Below are 18710 nucleotides of genomic sequence, written 5' to 3'. Positions count from 1 at the left end.
CCGGCGCCACCATCTCGCGGAACGGTGGGCACGCGATCATCTCACGCGCGCCGGCCCGCCGAGGGAGCCGAACGTGTCGCGTAGGCCTCCGGCACCGTCGCCTCGGGCGTCAGACGCCCGAGGGCCAGGCTCCCCGACAACGGGTCCCCGGCGGCAACGCGTTCGCCGGAGCGCGTCGACCGCTCCGCACTCGACCGGCGCTTCATGCCCCAGCTACGAGGGGCAGCCGCAGCACGAACCGCGCGCCGCCGCCGGGACGCCCCCGGCACTCGATCCTCCCCCGATGCGCCGCAACGGTTTCCGCGACGAGCGCGAGTCCGATGCCGGTGCCCGACGCGGTCCCGCGTCCGGTGCGGACGGTCGCGAAACGCTCGAAGATCCGGGTGCGGTCGGCGGCGGGTACGCCCGGACCGGCGTCGTCCACGGTGATCACCGCGTGCTCGCCGTCGCGCGCGGCGTACACGGCCACCACGCCCGCCCCGTGCCGCACCGCGTTGTCGACCAAATTGCTCACGGCGCGTTCCAATTCCAGTTTCCGGCCCTCGACCACCACATCGTCGATCACGTGCAGCAGCGCGGCGTCCAGGCCCCGGACGGCCAGGGTGTGGGTGAGCAGCTCGCGCAGCGCCAGCGGTTCCACGTCGGAGCGATGGATGCCCGCCTCGGCGCGCGCCAGCGCGAGCAGATCCTCCAGCAATTGGCGCAGGTGATCCACCTCGGCGGTGACGAGATCCAGTGCCCGGCGGGGACGTTCGGGCAGATCGTCCGCGTGGCGGGCGAGCACCGCCACGCTCGCGGTCAACGTCGTGAGCGGCGTGCGCAATTCGTGGCCGATGTCGGAGACCAGCCTGCGCTCGCGCCGGATCCGGTCCTGCAGGTCGTCCACCATGGCGTTGAACGCGTCCACGGTGACCGACAGGTCCCGGTCGTCGGTGGCGGGCAGCCGGATCTCGTGCTCACCCGAGGAGATGCGCGCGGCCGTGCGCGCCACCTGGCGCAGCGGGTCCAGCGCGTGCCTGCTGACCCACATGCCCAGCGCCGCACCGATTCCCGCCGCCACCAGACCGCAGATCAGCAGGTAGTCGCGCCCGGCCAGCAGCATGGTGACCACCAGCACCAGCGCCACCAGGCACGCGCTCAGCGCGAACGCGAACACCACCCGCCCGCGCAGACTGCGCGGCCGCCAGACCGGGCGTGCCCGCCCGACCTCACCGCCGCCCGATTCCGGCGCGTTCACGCCTGGACATCGAGCCGGTAGCCGAGCCCGCGCACGGTGACGACCAGCCGTGGATCCGAGGGGTCCTGTTCGATCTTGGTGCGCAGGCGGCGCAGGTGCACGTCGACGATGCGCTCGTCGCCGAAGAAGCCGCGATCCCACACTCGTTCCAGCAGCACCGGGCGGCTCAGCACGAAGCCGGGGTTCTCGGCGAGTTCGGACAGCAGCCGGAACTCCGTCAGAGTCAGGTGCAGATCCTCGCCCGCCAGCTGGACGGCACCGCGCTGCGGCGAGAGCACCAGGTGCCGCGCGGCGTCCAGCACGACATCCTGCGAGGCCTCGCGCTCGGCGGTCAGGCCGGCGCGCCTGCGCAGGGCCCGCATGCGCGCGGTGATCTCCTTGACCTCGAACGGCTTGGTGACGAAGTCGTCGGCACCCGCCTCCAGGGCGGCCACCACGTCGTGGGTGTCGTCGCGCGCGCTGACCACGATGATCGGCACCTCGTGGTCGCGGCGGATCTCCCGGATGCAGGTGAAGCCGTCCATCCCGTCGAGCACCAGGTCGATGATCATCAGATCGGGCGCCCCGTGGTCACGCACGTGATCCAGGGCGCTCTCCGCGGCCTCGGCCTCGGTCACGTCGTAGCCTTCGTCCTCCATGGCCAGCCGCAGCGCGGCCCGCACCCGGTCGTCGTCCTCCACGATCAGCAACCGCGTGGTCATCGCCCTCCTCGCTCGCACGCCGAGCACCCGCGGCCACCCTCGCGGTGGCCCGGGCTCGGCGCCGGGCGCCGGGCTCGGCCGTTTCAGCCAGCGCGCAGGGTACCCGGCCGGGGTGAACGGGACACGTCCAGCGACACCACGTTCGCGGCGCGGCGCACGGGCAGACCGCGCTCCTCCATCGCGAGCAGCAGGCCTTGGCCGCGGCGGGCGCCGTCCTCGCGGTCGGTGCGCGCGAGCTCGGGCACGTAGGTGGCGGCACCGACGAGGGATTCGCCGACCAGCGACCAGAACCGGCGCGCGCTCAGCCCCGAGCACCGGCTCAGGCCGTGCTGGATGAGCGAGAGCGAAGGCTCGCAGCGGTGTGCCAGCCACACGAACATCGCGCGCTCGCAGGGCAGGGTCACCACACCGGGTTCACCGGCGAGGTGGTCGCCGTCGATCACGCGGATCGCGGTGTCCTCCAGGCCCGCCCAGTCGATGCCGCCGTCGTTGTCGTTGTGGATCCAGAGATTCTCCAGGCCCGGATCCCAGGCCTTGCCCTCCGCGACCAGCAGCGCCGCGACGCGGCCGACCACGGCGTGGATCAGCGCGGTCGCCACCACCTCGGCGGCCGTGTCGGCCCGGATCATCTCGGCGGCGTGCCTGCGGTACATCAATTCGATGCGACCCTCGCGCAGCCCTTCGGACAGCTTCCACCAGCGGCGTTTGCCCTGCTCGTTCATCGGCGCGACGGCGTAGACCCGGGGGTGGTCGGGTTGCAGCGCGCGCAGCCGGTTACCGGCGCGCGTGAACGCCACATCGGTCGTGCGGACCGAACGGGTGGGTAGTGGCTCGAGCATCGAACCTCCTCGGGTGCGCTCATGGGGTCCGTTCGCAAGATAGGTTAGCCTTACCCAACCTAGCAACCCGAGCCGGGAGTAACTTCGTCGCCGTGAATTCGATTGGCACCGTGCGGCGGCGACGTCTGACCGGCCTCCTGCTGCTGTTCGCCTTCCTGGCGGTGGCGACCGTGGCAAGCATCGCGCTCGGCACCCGCGCGATCTCCCCCGCCGTGGTGTTCGAATCGCTGGACCACGCCCTGAGCTGCTCCGACGGGATGTTCACCTGTCCGGCGGTGACGACCGAGGAACAGATCGTGCGCTCGCTGCGCCTGCCGCGCACCGTCCTCGCGCTGGTCACGGGCATGGCGCTGGGCATCACCGGCGCGCTCATCCAGGGCTACACCCGCAATCCGCTGGCCGACGCGGGCCTGCTCGGCCTCAACTCCGGCGCGGCGTTCCTGGCGGCGCTGAGCATGTACCTGTTCGCGTTCACCTCGCCCGAGCAGTACATCTGGTTCGCCTTCGCGGGCGCGCTGCTGGCCGGGCTCGCGGTGTTCGCGGCGTCGAGTATCGGCGGCGGTAAGGCGAGTCCGCTGAGCCTGGTGCTGGCGGGCGCCGCCATGACGGCGTTTCTGCAGGCCTTGACGAACGCCATCATCATCACCGACGCGACCGCGCTGGACACCTACCGCTTCTGGGTGGTCGGCAGCGTCGCCGGACGCGACGCGCAGGTGTTCTGGCAGGTGCTGCCCTTCCTCGGACTCGGCCTGCTGCTCGCCGTCGCCGCCGCGCCCGGCCTGAACCTGCTCAGCCTCGGCGACGACGTGGCCCGCGGGCTCGGCGTCAATATCGGCCGCAGCCGCGCGCTGGGCTTCACGGCCGTGGTGCTGCTGTGCGGGGCGGCCACCGCCGCGGTCGGGCCCATCGCCTTCCTCGGCCTGATCGTGCCGCACATCGCCCGGATGATCACCGGGCCCGATTTCCGCTGGCTGGTCCCGTACTCCGGGCTCATCGGCGGGTTGCTGCTGATCCTGGCCGATACGCTGGGGCGGTTGGTCGCCCGCCCGGGCGAACTCCAGGTCGGCGTGATGCTCGCCGCCCTCGGCGCGCCTTTCTTCCTCGCGCTCGTGCGCCGTCGAAAGCTGGTGAACCTGTGAGATTCCGAACACACGGCCGCGCCGGGGAGCGAGGCGCGCGGTGAGCATTCTGGTGAAGACCGGGCCCGAGGATTCGGCCGCCGTGCGACGAGTGCGCCCCGCCCTGCGCATCGGTCCGGTGTCGCTGGTGCTGCGGCCGACCATGTTTTCGATCACACTCGCGCTCGTCGGGGTGGTGTTCCTGCTGTTCTGCGTGGACATCGCCGTCGGCGAGACGCACATCCCGCTCGGGCGCGTGCTGGACGTGCTCGGTGGCGGCGGCTCGCGCGCGCAGCGGTTCATCATCGTGGAGTCGCGGCTGCCCCGCGCGCTCACCGCCGTCGTCGTCGGCGCGGCGCTCGGGCTCGCGGGCGCGATCACCCAGTCGATCCTGCACAACCCGCTGGCCAGCCCCGACATGCTCGGCATCACCTCCGGCGCCAGCCTGGGCGCGGTCGCGGTGCTGGTGCTCAGCGGCGGCGCCACCACCGGTTTCGCCGCGAGCATCGGCGCACCGCTGGCCGCGCTGCTTGGCGGCCTGCTCACCGCCGCGCTGATCTACGTCCTGGCGTGGGGGCGGACCGTGTCCGGCGCGCGGGGCACCACCGGACTGCGGCTGATCCTCATCGGCGTCGGCGTGAACGCCCTCGCCCTGGCCGGCATCAACTGGGTCCTCACCCGCGCCACCTGGCAGGACGCCGCCCGCGCCCAGCTCTGGCTGAACGGGTCGCTGAATTCGGCGGGCGCCACGCAGCTGGTGCCCGCCGCGATCGCGCTGGCGGTCGTGGCCGCCGTCGCCATCGGCTCGGCCCGCCAGCTCGCCGCGCTGCGCCTCGGCGACGAGACCACCCGCGTGCTGGGCGTGCGCATCCAGACCCAGCAGGGCATCCTCATCGGCTCGTCGGTGATCGCGGCCTCGGTGGCGACGGCGGCCGCCGGGCCCATCGCGTTCGTCGCGCTGGCCGCGCCGCAGATCGCGCGCCGCGTACTGCGCACCCCGGGCGAACCGCTGATCGGCTCGGCGCTGATCGGCGCCATCCTGGTGGTCGGGGCCGATGCCGCCGCGCGCACCCTCTTCCCGGCGGCGCTGCCCGTCGGCATCGTCACCGCCGTGATGGGCGGACCGTTCCTGCTGTATCTGCTCGTGCGTCTGAACCGGAAGGCGACCCTGTCATGACCGTCACCACCCCCGCCGCCGCGCATCAGCTCACCGCGCAGAACGTCACCCTCGGCTACGGCGAGCGCGTCATCGTCGACGGGCTCAGCGTCGACATCACCCCGGGCGTGATCACCACCGTCATCGGGCCCAACGGCTGCGGCAAATCCACCATGCTGCGCTCGCTCGGCCGGCTGCTGCGCCCCAGGGAGGGCTCGGTCGTGCTGGACGGCAAGGCGATCTCGTCGATGAAGACCAAAGAGGTGGCGCGCGTCATCGGCATGCTGCCGCAGACTCCGGCGGCCCCCGAAGGTCTCACCGTCGCCGACCTGGTGGCGCGCGGGCGCCACCCGCACCAGTCGTGGTTGCGGCAATGGTCGGACTCCGACGAGTCCGAGGTCACCGAGGCGCTCACCCAGACCGGCATCGCCGACCTGGCCGACCGCGCGCTGGACGAACTGTCCGGCGGGCAGCGCCAGCGCGCCTGGATCTCCATGGCGCTGGCCCAGGGCACCGACATCCTGCTGCTGGACGAGCCGACCACCTATTTGGACCTGGCGCATTCGCTCGAGGTGCTCGACCTGGTCGACCGGCTGCACGCGGATCTCGGCCGCACCGTCGTGATGGTGCTGCACGATCTGAACCTCGCCATCCGCTACAGCGACGAGCTCATCGTCATGCGCGACGGCCGGATCGTCGCCAAGGGCGGCCCGGCCGACATCGTCAGCGCCGAACTGCTGCTGGAGGTGTTCGGGCTGGAGGCCACCGTGCTCGAGGACCCGATGTCCGGGCGGCCCATGATCGTGCCCATCGGCGCACGGCATGTGCGCGACCGGCCGGGCGGGCCCGATACCGCCGCGACCCCGGGTATGACGAACGCCACACAGCTACCGGACAGTTACGACAAGGTGTAGTACGCATTTGTGTCGTTGGGTCCGTAAGCTTGAGGGATGGCAGGACTCGGTGAACTCGAGAAAGCGGTCATGGACCAGTTGTGGTCGAGCGACGAACCGCAGACCGTCCGGCAGGTGCACGAAGCACTCGCCGCACGCCGCGAACTCGCGTACACCACGGTGATGACCGTGTTGCAACGGCTGGCCAAGAAGAACCTCGTGGTCCAGCGGCGCGACGACCGCGCGCATCGCTACGCGCCCGTGCACACCCGCGACGAGCTGGTGGCCTCGCTCATGTTCGACGCGCTGCAACAGGCGGAGGAGAAGGGCAGCCGCGCCGCGGCCCTGGTGCATTTCGTGGAGCAGGTCGGACCCGACGAAGCGGACGCGCTACGCGAGGCACTCGCCAAGCTCGAGGCGTCCGACGGCGACCAGCCGCCGCCCAAGTAGTATCGGGGGCGGCCAGGACGGCCCCCGGGGTCTCACAGAGCCGTGAGGCACCGGTCCCACAACGCAGTGAGCTGAGTCGATGAACGCAACAGCGCCGGTCTTCGCCGGTCTCGCGCTGCTTCTCGCGGGGCCCGCACCCGCGTTGCTCAGCCGTGCCGAATGGCCGTACCGGACCCCCCGCGCCGCCCTCGTGCTGTGGCAGGCCATCGCGCTCGCCGCCGTGCTGAGCGCCTTCGGTTCCGGATTGGCCATCGCCTCGCTGCTGCTGGTCCCCGGCCCCGACGGACGGCCGACCACCTCCCCCACCAGCGAGATCGACGCACTCGGCCTCCCGCTCTGGATCGCCTACGTCACGGTCTTCGCGCTCACCCTGTTCATCGGCGCGCGCCTGATCTTCTCGGTGATCCGCGTCGGCGTGCACACCCGCCGCCGCCGCGCCCGCCACCGCATGCTGGTCGACCTGCTGGACCAGAGCGGCCCGCGCAGGCGCGCCAACGACATCCGCGTGCTGGCGGCCACCGAACCCATCGCCTACTGCCTGCCCGGGCTGCGCCAGCGCGTCGTGCTCAGCGAGGGCACGCTCACCAATCTGGACGACGCCGAGATCACCGCCATCGTCAGCCACGAGCGCTCGCATCTGCGCGCCCGCCACGACCTCGTGCTCGAGGCGTTCACCGCCGTGCACGAGGCGTTCCCGCGCGTGGTCCGCAGCAAGGCGGCGCTCGGTTCGGTGAAATTGCTCATAGAACTGCTCGCCGACGATTCGGCCGTCAAGGTCACCGGACCCAAGCCGCTGGCCCGCGCCCTGGTAGCGTGTGCCAAGTCGACAGCGCCGCAGGGTGCGCTCGCCGCGGGCGGGCCGACCACCCTGATCCGTATCCAGCGTCTCAGCGGACGCGTCGGTGATATCCGCATCGCGGCGGCCGCGTATCTCGGTTCGGTCGCCATCCTGGTGGTTCCGACCCTCGCTGTCGCGGTACCCTGGCTGGTCGAACTCAGTCGGCTGTTCCGCCACTACTGACCCGGCGTCGCCGCCGGGCACCCGTTCGGGCGCTTCTTCGCTCGACCCCGCCTCGGGGTTGCCGCGCAGGGATGCGCGCACCTCGTCGAAAGGCACCACTTGACCTCCTCGCCCACCGTCACCTTCGCGGATCTGGGTCTGCCCGTCCCCCTCGTCCAGGCCTTGCGCAACGCGGGCATCGACGCCCCGTTCCCGATCCAGGCCGCGACCGTGCCGGACGCCCTCGCGGGCAAGGACGTGCTCGGCCGCGGTCCGACCGGGTCCGGGAAGACCCTCGCTTTCGGGCTGCCCATGCTGGTGCGCCTCGCGGGCAATCCCGCCAAGCCGCGGCGCCCCCGCGGGCTGGTGCTCGTGCCCACCCGCGAACTGGCCACCCAGATCGAGCGCGCGCTCGACGAGCCCGCGCTGGCCCTCGGGCTGCGCGTGGCCTCGGTGGTGGGCGGTGCGCCGATCAAGCGCCAGGCCGACCGCCTGGCGCGCGGCGTCGACCTGCTCATCGCCACCCCGGGCCGCCTCCAGGACCTGATCCTGCAAGGCAGCGCCGACCTCAGCGACGTGCGGATCACCGCCCTCGACGAGGCCGATCACATGGCCGATATGGGCTTCCTGCCCCAGGTCGTCAAACTGCTCGACCGCACGCCCAAAGACGGTCAGCGCCTGCTGTTCTCGGCCACGCTGGACGGCGAGGTCGACAAGCTCGTCAAGCGCTACCTGCGTTCGCCGGTCACCCACTCCACCGCGCCGCCCTCGGCCTCGGTGTCGACCATGACCCACCACCTGCTGTTCGTCCGCAAGGCCGACAAGCGGGCCGTGCTGGAGCGGATCGCGGCGCGCGACGGGCTGACGATCCTGTTCGTGCGCACCAAGCACGGCGCCGACCGGCTCGCCAAGCAGTTGCGCGCCTCCGGTGTGGCCGCGGGCGCGCTGCACGGCGGCAAGGCGCAGAACAACCGCACCCGCACGCTGGCCGCGTTCGCCGACGGCTCGGTCCCCGTGCTGGTCACCACCGACGTCGCGGCGCGCGGGATCCACGTCGACGGCATCTCCCTCGTGGTGCACGCCGACCCGCCCGCCGAATCCAAGGCCTACCTGCACCGCGCCGGTCGCACCGCGCGCGCCGGTGAGGACGGCGTGGTCGTCACTCTGGTCACCGAGGACGAGCGCGCCGACGTGGAGAAGATGACGCGCAAGGCGGGCGTCGACATCTCCGGTGTCGACATCCGGCCCGGCGATCCCCGGCTCGCCGCGATCACCGGCGCGCGGGAACCGTCCGGCCTCGCGGTCCCGGCCCCCACCGCACCCGCGCCCACCGCGCCGTCGCGCACCCAGACCCCCGGCCGCAGCGGTGGTCGCGGGCGTGGTCCGCGTTCGGCGCAGCGCGCCGCCGAATCCACCCGTCACGCAACGGATTCCCCGCGCAGGCGCGAATCCGGCCGGCGCACCGAGGGCGCGGCGGGAACCCGCACCCGCTCCGAGACGGCCACGTCCCGCGACGGCGCGCACGCCGCGTCTCCCGCCCGTCGCTCCGCTCGCCGGGCCGAGGGTGCGCCGGGCGCCTCGCGTGTGGCGTCGCGCGATGGGGGCGGTAGGCGCCACACCGCCTCGGCGTCCCGCCGTCGCGCGAGCTGAGTTCGGGCAGCAGCTGGGTCCCAACTGTGCGGGCCGTGTCCGGGCCACGCGATCTGGGCCAGCCGCTCGAGCTGAGTCCGGGCAGCACGAGCTGAGCTGGGGCCCAGCCTCCCGGGCTGGGTCCCCACCGCGCGGGCCGGGGCCGTGCAGTCCGGGTCCGCGCCGCGCGAGCCGAGTCCAGCCACTCGGGCTGAGTCCAGGCCGCACGAGCTGAGCTCGGCACAACCTCGCGGGCCCAGTCCAAGCCACACGAACTGAGCTGGAGGCCAACCGCTCGGGGCCCGGTCCAGCCGCAGGAGCTGACCCGCGATCGATATGCGCCCGCCGGCAGCGAGTTGGAATCGACGTGTGGGGCCTGGCCGGTGTCGTTCCGAGGCCGAGACGAACACCTGGACCACGGCGCTGCGGGGCTCCGGGTCGTATCCGACCGGGGCAAGTGGACCACCGAGGCGAGTCCGCGAGGGTCCGGACGCGGACCACCGCGGCGCGCGAAACGGGGCACCTTTGCGCGGACCGTTCGGCGCATTGGGTGTCCGAATCAGCACCGGCTCTCCGTGGTCCGCGGGTATCACGGTGGGTACTCCGCGGCGCGGCCGACAATGGGCGGCCACCTCCTCCGCACTCCCCCGCAGCGTGATCCGGCGCTCGTGCGGGGCCGTGCCGCACTCCAGGTGCGCCCCGCCGCCTTCGCGACACGCCCGGGATGCACGGTAGGAGTCCGTGTTCGGCGCGCGGCGTGTCGCGGGGGCGCTATCCGGTAGCAAACTGATGCACGTGCCGCACGATCCCGCTCTCGCCGTCGTGTTCGCCCTGCTGGCCGCGGCGCTGTTCGCGGTCGCGTCGGTGACGCAGCAGCGGGCGGCCGCGGCCGTGCCGGGCGAGGCGTCGCTGGTGCGGGGGCTGCTGCGCAGTCCGCGGTGGTGGGCGGGCATCGTCGGGGACGCCGGCGGCTACGGCATGCAGGTCGCGGCGCTCGCCTTCGGAACCGTGCTGCTCGTGCAGCCGATCCTGGTGAGCGCCTTGGTTTTCGCGCTGCCGCTCGCCGCCTGGCTCAACGGCACCCGCATCGACGCGCGCACCTGGGCCGCCGCGCTGGCGCTGGTCGCGGCGCTGGTGTGCTTCCTCGTGGTGGGCAACCCGTCGGCGGGTGAGACCACGGCGGCGGCCGCGCACTGGATCGTTCCCTTCACCGTGCTGCTGGCGCTGGTCGCGGCGGCGACAGTCCTGGCCCGCACGTCCGCCGCGCCGGGCCGCAAGGCGCTGCTGCTCGGCGCGGCGAGCGGTGCGCTCTTCGGCATCGCCGCCGCCCTCACCACCCACGTCACCGACCTGTTCACCGAGGGCATCGGCACCGTCGTCACCAGCTGGCAGACCTGGGCGCTGGTGCTCGCCGGCGCCGTCGGCCTCTACCTCAGCCAGCGCGCCTACCAGGCGGGCCCCCTCGCCTCCTCCCTGCCGGCCGCCACCATCGCCGAACCCATGGCCGCCGCCTTCCTAGGCCTCACCGTCCTCGGCGAACACCTCCGCACCGACACCCTCGGGCTCGCGATCACCGTCAGCGCCGTAATCATCATGTGCGCCACCACAATCCGCCTCTCCCGCGCCCAAGCCGAGGAGTGAGCGCACCCGCCCTCACCGCTGGACCGCCGCCAGGAGTGCCGAGCCGGCGAGGGGCAGTAGCGTCCGGCGCCGGGATCTGGTTGGAAGGCCATGCCAGCCAAGTCGACGATAGATGCGGACGGCCACCCGGTGGCGCAGGTCTGGTCCACGACAGGCGGCATTCACCCAGGGGTTCTTGCCGCGCGGCGACACCGCCCGATCGCCACGGTCGACAGGCAGCCGTCTAGGACCCACCTCGTCCCCACGCCCGCTCGGACGCCGCGCCCCCGACAAGCTGCACCGCGCCGACCGGGCCGCACTCACCTGCCGCCCAGGCCGGCGCCGACGGCGGGCGTGCCGATCTGGACCGACCCGTCGGCCGCTCGTCCGCGGAGATTTCTCGATCGCCACACCGCCGACTGCTCGGCACACGGTTGTCCATGCCCCGCACCGCACGGCTCGACTGCCTCGCCCCCACCCGGAATCCCACACCACTCCCACCGACCGGTTAGCATGGGTCAAGTGCAGTTTCTCCCCGGACATCAGCCGCCGTACGACCTGACCTACGACGACCTCTTCCTCGTCCCGAATCGGACGGATGTGGCGTCGCGGTTCGACGTCGATCTGTCGACCGTCGATGGTTCCGGCACCACCATTCCGATCGTCGTGGCCAATATGACCGCCGTCGCGGGCCGGCGCATGGCCGAGACCGTGGCGCGTCGCGGCGGCATCGTGGTGCTCCCCCAGGATCTGCCGATCAGCGCGGCCGCCGACACCATCGCCTTCGTCAAGAGCCGCTCGCTCACCGCCGACACCCCCGTCACGCTGGACCCGGAGCGTTCGGTGTCCGAGGCCGTCGCGCTCATGCACAAGCGCGCGCACGGCGCGGTGGTCGTGGTGGAGGCGGGTAAGCCGGTCGGTGTGGTCACCGAGGCCGCCTGCGCCGACGTCGACCGCTTCGCCCGTCTGCGCGACGTGGCCGCCGCCGATTTCGTCACCGCACCCGCCACCACCTCGCCGCGCGAGCTGTTCGACCTGCTCGAGGCCGCGCACGCGCACCTGGCCGTGCTCACCGACGCCGACGGTGCGCTGGCCGGCGTGATGACCCGCACCGGCGCCATCCGCGCGGGCATCTACCAGCCCAACGTCGACGCGGGCGGCAAGCTGCGCGTCGCCACCGCCGTCGGCATCAACGGCGACGTGGCCGCCAAGGCCAAGTCCCTGGTCGACGCGGGCGCCGACCTGCTCGTCATCGACACCGCGCACGGCCACCAGGCGAAGATGCTGGAGGCCCTGCGCGCCGTCGCCGATCTCGGCTTGGGCGTGCCGCTCGCGGCGGGCAACGTGGTGTCCGCGCAGGGCACCCGCGACCTGGTGGCGGCGGGCGCCGACATCATCAAGGTCGGCGTGGGCCCCGGCGCCATGTGCACCACCCGCATGATGACCGGCGTGGGCCGCCCCCAGTTCTCCGCGGTGGCCGAATGCTCCGCCGCCGCAAAGGAACTCGGCAAACACGTGTGGGCCGACGGCGGCGTGCGCCACCCCCGCGACGTGGCGCTGGCGCTGGCGGCGGGCGCGTCCAACGTGATGATCGGCTCCTGGTTCGCCGGCACCTACGAATCGCCCGGCGACCTGCGCGTCGACCGCGACGGCAACGCCTACAAGGAGAGCTTCGGCATGGCGTCCAAGCGCGCCGTCGCCGCCCGCACCGCCTCCGACAGCGGTTTCGACCGCGCCCGCAAGGCGCTGTTCGAGGAGGGCATCTCCAGCTCGCGGATGCGGCTGGACCCCGAACGCCCCGGCGTCGAGGACCTCATCGACCACATCTGCTCCGGCGTCCGCAGCGCGTGCACCTACGCGGGCGCGCGCACGCTCACCGAGTTCCATGACAAGGCCGTGCTGGGCGTGCAGTCCGCAGCCGGATTCGCCGAAGGGCGCCCGCTGCCCGGCGGGTGGTGAGCGCGCCACCGGCCCGCGCGAGCGAGTGCGCGGGCCGGTAACATGACGGTTGCCGGCGGTGTCCGGCAACCGTTCCCGCACGCCGAAAGGACCCCGTTGTCACCCGCGTCCGAGGGCGCCGCTCAGGAGGGCTCCTCTACCGAGCCGGGTGACCGACCCGGCGCCTTCCTTCTCGCCGCGCGCCGCCGCCGTTGTGGCTCTCCCTGTGCGATTCAGGGGCGGTGACCGGCGTGTCCACCGTCCTCACCGTGCTCAGCCTGGTCGGCTTCGTCGCGCTCACTGCGGGCACCGCGCTGTTCGTGGCGGCCGAATTCTCGCTCACCGCACTGGAACGCAGCACCGTCGAGGCGCACGCCCGCGAGGGCGACGTGCGCGCCCGCATGGTGCGCCGCGCGCACCGCACGCTCTCGTTCCAGCTCTCCGGCGCCCAACTCGGCATCACCATCACCACGCTGATCACCGGCTATATCGCCGAACCCGTGCTCGCGCGCCTGTTCACCCCGCCGCTGGCGGCCGTCGGGCTGGGCACGGGCGCCGCCACCGGCGTGGCGCTGGCGCTGGCGCTCGTACTGGCCACCTCGCTGTCGATGATCTACGGCGAACTGGTGCCCAAGAACATCGCGATCGCCGAGCCGATGGCGACCGCACGCACCACGGCGGGCCCGATGGTCGCGTTCTCGGTGGTGTTCAAAGGGATGATCCACTTCCTCAACGGCACCGCGAACTGGGCGGTGCGCCGACTGGGCGTGGAACCCACCGAGGAGCTGCGTTCGGCGCGCTCCCCGCAGGAACTCGGCTCGCTGGTGCGCACCTCCGCGCAGCGCGGCGCGCTCGACCAGCGCACCGCGCTGATCGTGGACCGGTCCTTGCAGTTCGGCGAGCGCACCGCCGAGGAGCTCATGACACCGCGGGTGAAGATCGAAGCCCTCGACCGGTCCGACACCATCGGCGACCTGCTCGCCGCCGCGAGTCGCACCGGTTTCTCCCGGTTCCCCGTTATCGACGGCGATCTGGACAACACGCTCGGCGTGGTGCACGTCAAACAGGCATTCACCCATCCGGCGGCGGTGCGCCGGCGCGTGCCCCTGCATTTTCTGGCCAAACCGGTGCCGATCGTGCCGGCCAGCCTGGACGGCGACGCGGTGCTCGAGCGCGTGCGCGCCGACGGCATGCAGGTCGCGCTGGTGGTGGACGAATACGGCGGCACCGCCGGGATGCTCACCATGGAGGACATCATCGAGGAGATCCTCGGCGACGTGCGCGACGAGCACGACGAGGAGGAGCGGGACGTGCGCCGCGTCGCCGACGGCTGGGACTGCTCCGGCCTGCTGCGCGTCGACGAGGTGTCGCGCGCCACCGGCTACGACGCGCCCGAGGGCGAGTACGAGACGCTCGGCGGCCTGGTGCTCACCCAGCTCGGCCGCATCCCCGGCCTCGGCGACGAGGTGCTGCTGCCCGAGCCCGCCCACCACGAGGGCGACGGCGCGGGCGGGTGGATCGCGCGGGTCGAACGCATGGACGGCCGCCGCATCGACCGCGTGCGGCTGATCCCGGTCTCGCCCGCGGAGCTGGCCGTGCGCACCGGCGGGGAGCCCCGCCATGGGTGATCTGTTCGGCGTGCTGCTCACGGTGGTGTTGCTGGCGGGCAACGCGTTCTTCGTCGGCGCGGAGTTCGCGCTCATCTCCGCGCGCCGCGACCGCCTGGAAGCGCTTGCGGCACAAGGCAAACGCAACGCGACCACGGTGATCAAGGCGGGCGAGAACCTGTCGATGATGCTGGCGGCCGCGCAGCTCGGCATCACCATCTGCTCGATCCTGCTGGGCCGGGTCGGCGAGCCCGCGGTCGCGCACCTGCTGGAGCAGCCGTTCGCCCTGGTCGGACTGCCCGATCAGCTGCTGCATCCGGTGTCGTTCGCGATCGCGCTGACCATCGTGGTGATCCTGCACATCCTGCTCGGCGAGATGATCCCGAAGAACATCGCGCTGGCCGGTCCGGAGCGCACCGCGCTGCTGCTGGTGCCGGCGCACCTGGTGTGGTTGCGGCTGGCGCGCCCGCTGATCGCGTTCTACAACCTGGCGGCGAACCTGACCTTGCGGATGCTGCGCATCGAGCCCAAGGACGAGCTCGAGGCCACGGTCTCCAGCGTGGAACTGGCGGAGATGATCGGCGAATCCCGGTCCGAGGGACTGCTGGACGAGGAGGAGCACCGCCGCCTCACCCAGGCGCTGGGCACCTCCGATCGCGTGGTCGCCGACGTGATGGTGCCGCTGGCCGTCACCCGCTCGGTGCCGCTGCGCGGCGACGGCACCACCCTCGGCGATATCGAGACCGCCGTCTCCGAGACCGGCTTCTCCCGGTACCCGGTGCGCGCGAGCGACGGCTCACTGGTCGGCTACCTGCATGTGAAAGACGTGCTCGACAAGGTCGCCGACGAATCCGCCGGGCCGCGAACCCCCGTCCCCCGCACCGACATCCGCCCCTTGCCCACGCTCAGCGCGAGCGCCGAGCTGTTCGAGGCGCTCGCCCGGTTGCGCCGCACCAGCAGCCATCTCGGGCGGGTCGTGGACCCGCGCGGCACGACGATCGGGATCGTCGCTTTGGAGGACCTGGTCGAGGAGTTCGTCGGCACGGTGCGCGACACCACCCACCGCAACGCGGAGTAGTCGAAACCGCCTCCGCGCGGTCGCGCGCAACTCAGCCGGCGAGCTTGCCGAGGATGTCGCGCAACACCGCCCGCTCACGACCGCTGAGCTGCCCGAAGAACTCATCGGCTTCCTTCGCCCTGGCCTCGGACAAGGTGCCCAGTGTCCGCCCACCCCTCTCGGTCACCGCGACGAGCGTCGCGCGACGGTCCGTCGGATCGGGCCTGCGCGTGACCAATCCGGCCACCTCCAGCGCGTCCACCACCTCCGTCGCCGACCGAGGGCTGATGCGCAACGCCTCGGCGATCGCGGACAGCCGCACCCCGTCGTGCTCACCGATCACCCGCATCGCGCGGGCCTGGTGCGGGGTCAACCCCAGCGGCGCGTATGCCGCCGCCCAGCGCCGGCGCAGCGTCCTGGCCACCTGCATCAGGAGCTCGCTCTCGGTGTCGGGCACAAATCCGCCTCTCCGTTTGTTTACCTAACCGGATATTGAGGTAACCTCAGCATAACGCACAACCCGAGGGGGTTTGCCTGTGAACGACAACGAATCTCCCCGCGGCGGCCGTGCCCGCCGCCTCGACCCGGCCGACCGCGCGCAGCTGCGCGAGTCGCCCGTCTCCCTGCGCCGGATCGCCGCGCTCTTCGCGCCCTACACACTTCAGCTCACGGTGCTGACCGTCCTGATCGTCGCGGCGTCGACGATCAGCCTGGCCTCACCGTTCCTGCTGCGCTTGGTGATCGACGACGCGCTGCCCCACCAGAACGTCACGCTGCTGCTCTGGGCGGTGGGCGGCATCCTCGCCGTCACCGTGATCACCGCGGTGCTCGGCGTCGTCCAGACGTTGATCTCCACCACCGTCGGCCAGCAGGTCATGCACACCTTGCGCACCGACGTGTTCCGCCACCTGCAGCGGCAGTCGACGGCGTTCTTCACCCGTACCCGCGGCGGCGAAGTCCAATCGCGCCTGATCAACGACGTGGGCGGCATGCAGTCGGTGGTCACCACCACCGCGACCACCTTCGCCGGCAATATCACCACCGTCGCGGGCACCGCCGTGGCGATGGCCGTCCTGTCCTGGCGGCTGTCGCTGCTGTCGCTCGTCGTGCTGCCGCCGGCGATCTGGCTGACCCGGCGCGTGGCCGTACTGCGCCGCGACCTCACCGCCGCACGCCAGCGCCGCCTCGCCGACCTGCACGGCCAGGTCGAGGAGGGACTGTCGGTGAGCGGCGTGCTGCTGGGCAAGACACTCGGCACCGGCCCGCTCACCGGCGCCCACTTCGAGAAGACCTCGCGCGACCTGGTCGGCCTCGAGGTGCGCTCGCGCCTCGCGGGCCGCTGGCGGATGGCCACCATGAACATCGTCTTCGCGGCGATCCCCGCCCTCATCTACCTCGCCGCCGGATTCCCCGCGACCAGCGGCGGCATGACGATCGGCACCCTGGTCGCCTTCACCACCCTGCAATCCGCGCTGTTCCGGCCGCTGATGGGCCTGCTCGACGTGGGTGTCGAGGTCACCAGCTCGATGGCGCTGTTCAGCCGGATCTTCGGCTACCTCGACCTCCCGGTCGAGATCGACGAGCCCGCCCGGCCGGTCCACCTCGACCCGCGCGACGTCACGGGCGAAGTCCAGTTCGAGGACGTCAGCTTCCGCTACGACCCCACCGGCCCCGATGTGCTCGACGGCGTATCGCTCGTCGTCCCTCCCGGTTCGACGCTGGCACTGGTCGGCGAGACCGGGTCGGGCAAGACCACCCTCGCCTCACTGGTCGCGCGGCTGCACGACACCACCGGCGGCCGGGTGACCATCGACGGCGTCGACGTCCGCGACCTGCCGTCGGCCACCCTCGCCCGCATCGTCGGCGTGGTCTCGCAGGAGTCCTATCTGCTGCACACCACCATCCGCGAGAACCTCCGCTACGCCGAGCCCGGCGCCACCGACGCCGAGATCGAACGCGCGGCCCGCGCCGCCCAGATCCACGACCTGATCACCGCCCTCCCCCAGGGCTACGACACCGTGGTCGGCGCCCGCGGCCACCGATTCTCCGGCGGCGAGAAGCAACGCATCGCCCTGGCCCGCACCCTCTTACGCGACCCGCGCGTCCTGGTCCTCGACGAGGCCACCAGCGCCCTCGACAACGAGACCGAGCGCGCGGTGCAGGCCGCCATCGACGTGGTGGCGCGGGGCCGCACGGTCATCACGATCGCCCACCGGCTCAGCACCATCCGCGACGCCGACCAGATCGCCGTCCTGCACGGTGGGCGCGTGGTCGAACGCGGCGACCACGCGTCGCTGATCGCCGAAGGAGGACGGTACGCCCGGCTCGAGGGGGCGGCCGAGGCCGTGGCGGCCTGAGTACCGATGCCACCGGACCAGCTCGACCCCGGCACACGCCTTCGTTGTGCCCGGCCCCTGCGATACGAATTCGCCAGTGCGTCGGGCAGTTCCGCCGGGCCGAACACCGAGGTCCGGGGGCAGAGCGGCCACCCGAGGCCGGTGCGGGAGAATGGTCCGGTGAGCACGCACGACGATCCCGGACACGACCCGCGAGTACTCTCGCCGGTCGAGTGGCGGGCCGCGGCGGCCGCGTACCGGGAGCGGTTCGATCGGCTCGCCGGGCCGTATCTCGAGCGGCGGGCGGCGGGGACCACCCACCCGGTGATCGACTTCCTGTTCACCTACTACGGCCACAAGCCCGCGCAGCTGCGGCGCTGGCATCCGGGTATCGGGAACGCGCTCGCGGAGGCGCGGGAGTACGACGGCACGCGCGGGTACCACCGAGTGGGCGAGCCCGATGTGTTCGCGCCCGACCCGGAGTACCTGGAACGCCGCGCGGGCACTCTCGAATTCATCGCGAAACTGTTGCGCGCCACCGCATCCCGCCCACCCCGGTTGTCCTGCTTCGGACTCCACGAGTGGGCGATGGTCTACCACACCGACGAGGTCCGCCACCGCACAGTGCCGCTCCGCCTCGGCCGCGCGGGCACCGACGCGGTAGTCGAATCAATGGCGTTGCGCTGCACCCACTTCGACGCCTACCGCTTCTTCACCCCCGACGCCGTCGGCCGCAACGCCACCCCCCTCACCCGCGAAAACCAGGTCGCCACCGAACAACCCGGCTGCCTCCACGCCAACATGGACTTGTACAAGTGGACCTTCAAACTGGTCCCCCTGATCCCCTCGAACTTCCTCCTCGACTGCTTCGACCTAGCCTGCGCCGCTCGCGAACTCGACATGCGCGCCAGCCCCTACGACCTCACCGCCTACGGCTACACCCCGGTCCCCATCGAAACCCCCACCGGCCGAGCCGAATACGTCCGCACGCAATCCGAGCTCGCCGACCGCGCGGCGGAATTGCGCGCGCAGCTGCTCGCTCACTGCGAACACCTCCTCACCCACCTCCCAGCCCACTCGCGCTGAGCGCCAGCGCACACCCACGTACACCGAACCGATCGCGCGCGAG

General features: G+C 72.0%; 16 protein-coding genes. 12 read left to right on the top strand and 4 right to left on the bottom strand.

The genetic code is table 11. The annotated features are described in order from the left end of the window. Window positions 1–202: 202 nt before the first annotated feature. The 3 genes from OHB21_RS28075 to OHB21_RS28065 all read right to left on the bottom strand — a co-directional run bounded on the left by OHB21_RS28075 (window position 203) and on the right by OHB21_RS28065 (window position 2777). Window positions 203–1237 carry a sensor histidine kinase gene (locus OHB21_RS28075; RefSeq protein ID WP_324191950.1) on the bottom strand — a complete coding sequence of 345 codons (1035 nt, stop codon included), beginning with the start codon at window positions 1235–1237 and terminating at the stop codon, window positions 203–205. Next, window positions 1234–1938, bottom strand: a complete 705-nt coding sequence (locus OHB21_RS28070; protein ID WP_067502242.1) for a response regulator transcription factor — start codon at window positions 1936–1938, stop codon at window positions 1234–1236. The genes OHB21_RS28075 and OHB21_RS28070 overlap by 4 nt, the downstream gene beginning before the upstream one ends. A gap of 83 nt (window positions 1939–2021) precedes the next feature. Further along, complete coding sequence (locus OHB21_RS28065; protein ID WP_067502244.1) at window positions 2022–2777, bottom strand: hypothetical protein; 756 nt, start codon at window positions 2775–2777, stop codon at window positions 2022–2024. Between the two features lie 92 nt (window positions 2778–2869). On the opposite strand from OHB21_RS28065, the gene OHB21_RS28060 reads away from it, so the two are divergent. The 10 genes from OHB21_RS28060 (at window position 2870) to OHB21_RS28015 (ending at window position 15266) form a co-directional block, all read left to right on the top strand. Further along, on the top strand, window positions 2870–3916 hold the full coding sequence (locus OHB21_RS28060) for a FecCD family ABC transporter permease (protein WP_195124171.1): 1047 nt from the start codon (window positions 2870–2872) through the stop codon (window positions 3914–3916). 40 nt (window positions 3917–3956) lie between these two features. Continuing rightward, window positions 3957–5072 (top strand): FecCD family ABC transporter permease, encoded by a 1116-nt coding sequence (locus OHB21_RS28055; RefSeq protein WP_407675032.1) that lies wholly within the window; start codon window positions 3957–3959, stop codon window positions 5070–5072. Continuing rightward, window positions 5069–5965 (top strand): ABC transporter ATP-binding protein, encoded by an 897-nt coding sequence (locus tag OHB21_RS28050; protein WP_195124170.1) that lies wholly within the window; start codon window positions 5069–5071, stop codon window positions 5963–5965. Before OHB21_RS28055 ends, OHB21_RS28050 begins: the two co-directional genes overlap by 4 nt. Window positions 5966–6001: 36 nt before the next feature. Continuing rightward, window positions 6002–6394, top strand: a complete 393-nt coding sequence (locus tag OHB21_RS28045; RefSeq protein WP_067502256.1) for a BlaI/MecI/CopY family transcriptional regulator — start codon at window positions 6002–6004, stop codon at window positions 6392–6394. 79 nt (window positions 6395–6473) lie between these two features. Next, window positions 6474–7415, top strand: coding sequence for a M56 family metallopeptidase (locus OHB21_RS28040; protein WP_067502259.1), 942 nt, complete (start codon window positions 6474–6476; stop codon window positions 7413–7415). Between the two features lie 99 nt (window positions 7416–7514). Next, window positions 7515–9044, top strand: coding sequence for a DEAD/DEAH box helicase (locus OHB21_RS28035; RefSeq protein ID WP_195124169.1), 1530 nt, complete (start codon window positions 7515–7517; stop codon window positions 9042–9044). A 774-nt stretch (window positions 9045–9818) separates the two neighbouring features. Continuing rightward, entirely contained in the window at window positions 9819–10664 is an 846-nt protein-coding gene (locus tag OHB21_RS28030; RefSeq protein WP_067502326.1) for a DMT family transporter, read from the top strand. A gap of 501 nt (window positions 10665–11165) precedes the next feature. Beyond that, the gene (locus OHB21_RS28025) at window positions 11166–12602 is read left to right on the top strand and encodes a GuaB1 family IMP dehydrogenase-related protein (protein ID WP_067502263.1); all 1437 of its coding nucleotides are present in this window, start codon (window positions 11166–11168) and stop codon (window positions 12600–12602) included. A gap of 230 nt (window positions 12603–12832) precedes the next feature. After that, complete coding sequence (locus tag OHB21_RS28020; RefSeq protein WP_067502329.1) at window positions 12833–14209, top strand: hemolysin family protein; 1377 nt, start codon at window positions 12833–12835, stop codon at window positions 14207–14209. Continuing rightward, on the top strand, window positions 14202–15266 hold the full coding sequence (locus OHB21_RS28015) for a hemolysin family protein (protein WP_067502265.1): 1065 nt from the start codon (window positions 14202–14204) through the stop codon (window positions 15264–15266). The genes OHB21_RS28020 and OHB21_RS28015 overlap by 8 nt, the downstream gene beginning before the upstream one ends. Window positions 15267–15297: 31 nt before the next feature. Here OHB21_RS28015 and OHB21_RS28010 read toward each other — a convergent pair whose 3' ends face one another. Next, entirely contained in the window at window positions 15298–15702 is a 405-nt protein-coding gene (locus tag OHB21_RS28010; protein ID WP_232331593.1) for a MarR family winged helix-turn-helix transcriptional regulator, read from the bottom strand. A gap of 79 nt (window positions 15703–15781) precedes the next feature. Here OHB21_RS28010 and OHB21_RS28005 point away from each other — a divergent pair, with 79 nt between their 5' ends. Next, window positions 15782–17602 (top strand): ABC transporter ATP-binding protein, encoded by a 1821-nt coding sequence (locus OHB21_RS28005; RefSeq protein ID WP_195124167.1) that lies wholly within the window; start codon window positions 15782–15784, stop codon window positions 17600–17602. Window positions 17603–17761: 159 nt separating this feature from the next. Continuing rightward, window positions 17762–18667 (top strand): 3-methyladenine DNA glycosylase, encoded by a 906-nt coding sequence (locus OHB21_RS28000; RefSeq protein WP_067502340.1) that lies wholly within the window; start codon window positions 17762–17764, stop codon window positions 18665–18667. The last annotated feature ends 43 nt before the right edge of the window (window positions 18668–18710 follow it).

Source organism: Nocardia puris (assembly GCF_036051655.1).
Classification (GTDB): domain Bacteria; phylum Actinomycetota; class Actinomycetes; order Mycobacteriales; family Mycobacteriaceae; genus Nocardia; species Nocardia puris.
This window is presented reverse-complemented; position numbering and strand designations above follow the sequence as displayed.

Excerpts from the sequence above, each read along its gene's own strand:
- OHB21_RS28070 (WP_067502242.1), bottom strand. The coding sequence starts at position 1,938 with ATGACCACGCGGTTGCTGATCGTGGAGGACGACGACCGGGTGCGGGCC.
- OHB21_RS28065 (WP_067502244.1), bottom strand. The coding sequence starts at position 2,777 with ATGCTCGAGCCACTACCCACCCGTTCGGTCCGCACGACCGATGTGGCG.
- OHB21_RS28050 (WP_195124170.1), top strand. The coding sequence starts at position 5,069 with ATGACCGTCACCACCCCCGCCGCCGCGCATCAGCTCACCGCGCAGAAC.
- OHB21_RS28045 (WP_067502256.1), top strand. The coding sequence starts at position 6,002 with ATGGCAGGACTCGGTGAACTCGAGAAAGCGGTCATGGACCAGTTGTGG.
- OHB21_RS28040 (WP_067502259.1), top strand. The coding sequence starts at position 6,474 with ATGAACGCAACAGCGCCGGTCTTCGCCGGTCTCGCGCTGCTTCTCGCG.
- OHB21_RS28015 (WP_067502265.1), top strand. The coding sequence starts at position 14,202 with ATGGGTGATCTGTTCGGCGTGCTGCTCACGGTGGTGTTGCTGGCGGGC.